The organism is Vibrio sp. 10N.247.310.98 (assembly GCF_041467395.1).
Classification (GTDB): domain Bacteria; phylum Pseudomonadota; class Gammaproteobacteria; order Enterobacterales; family Vibrionaceae; genus Vibrio; species Vibrio crassostreae_C.
Genome location: NZ_JBFSUL010000121.1, coordinates 1 through 1,507, shown reverse-complemented (window position 1 = coordinate 1,507; position 1,507 = coordinate 1). Strand labels below are relative to the sequence as shown.

The window sequence follows — 1,507 nt, the reverse complement described above, 5'->3', positions numbered from 1 at the left end:
GGCTGTCTCTTATACACAAATCCCTAAGCCACGCTTGGGGATTTTTTTTGAACTATTTTTAGGTTTCACGATCTGATCATCTAAGCAATGACAAGGATGATTATCATGACCTATATAGAGCCAACCCTTTGGGCACAAAAACAGTTCGGTCAAGCCCACCTTAATGACCCTAGACGCACTCAAAGACTCGTTGCTCTCGCAGCCTCACTGGCCGAGCAGCCTGGCGTACCCGTCTCGAAACTCATTATATCCCCTGCTGAAATGGAAGGGGCTTATCGCTTCATCCGTAATGAGCAAATCAAAGCAGAAGATATCGCAGAAGCGGGTTTTTATGTCACCGCACAAGAAGCATTAGAGCAACAAACACTTCTTGCCTTAGAAGACACCACTTCTCTCAGTTACTCCCATCGCAGCATTCGAGATGAACTCGGGCACTCCAATCAAGGCAATCGACATCGCGCCATGTTTGTACACTCAACCTTACTTTTTGCTCCCGACACTCAATCTGTTATTGGTTTAATTGAACAACAGCGCTGGACTCGTGATATAGAAAAGCGAGGTCAAAGGCACCAGCATGCGACTCGACCATACAAAGAGAAAGAAAGTTATAAGTGGGAACAAGCCTCTCGCCATGTCGCTGAGCGACTTGGCGATAAAATTTCGGATGTCATTTCTGTGTGCGATAGAGAAGCCGACCTATTTGAATACCTCACTTACAAGCGAGAGCAACAACAAAGGTTCCTCGTTCGCTCAATGCAAAGCCGCTGTATTGAAGAGCACGATAATCGTCTTTATAGCTATGCTTCTACCCTGTTATCAGCCGGAGAGAAAGTGCTCGAAATACCGCAAAAAGGCGGTCGTAAAGCTCGCAAGGCTCATTTAGATATCAAATATGCCCCCGTGACACTCAAGTCTCCTGCTAACAAGAAAGAGTTCGATAACATTCCGCTTTACTACGTGGGATGTATAGAACAAGGAGAGAGTGGTAATAAGCTCGCATGGCACTTACTGACTTCAGAGCCGATAACGAGCAAGGAAGAGGCACTCAAAATCGTCAGTTATTATGAGCGGCGCTGGCTGATAGAAGATTTTCATAAAGTCTGGAAAAGTGAAGGGACTGAAGTTGAGCAACTGAGAATGCAAAGTAAGGATAACTTAGAAAGGCTCAGCGTCGTTTTGGCTTTTATCGCGACTCGGTTACTCCAGTTGAGGTTTATGAATGAATCAGACGAGTTATCTAAGAGCAGTTGTGAGCAGGTATTAAAAGGCAAAGCGTGGAAGTTAATGTGGCTCAAGTTGGAGAGCAAAAAACTACCGAAAGAAGCGCCTAATATATCATGGGTTTACAACGGTATTGCTCGGTTAGGTGGTTGGAAGAATACCAAGCGAACAGGTCGCGCTTCTATAAAGACGTTATGGCAAGGATGGCTTAGGTTACAAACCATCCTTGAAGGGTATGAACTCGCCAAGTCTCTTGATTAACCAGACTTGTGATCAAGAGACAGCC

At 45.2% G+C, this 1,507-nt stretch carries 1 protein-coding gene; it reads left to right on the top strand.

Going from position 1 to position 1,507, the window contains the following annotated elements:
• Window positions 1-105: 105 nt before the first annotated feature.
• Complete coding sequence (locus AB6E78_RS22860; RefSeq protein WP_372134268.1) at window positions 106-1,482, top strand: IS4 family transposase; 1,377 nt, start codon at window positions 106-108, stop codon at window positions 1,480-1,482.
• The last annotated feature ends 25 nt before the right edge of the window (window positions 1,483-1,507 follow it).

What these genes read in the sequence shown, in the direction of transcription:
- AB6E78_RS22860 (WP_372134268.1), top strand. Translation starts at nt 106, where the DNA reads ATGACCTATATAGAGCCAACCCTTTGGGCACAAAAACAGTTCGGTCAA.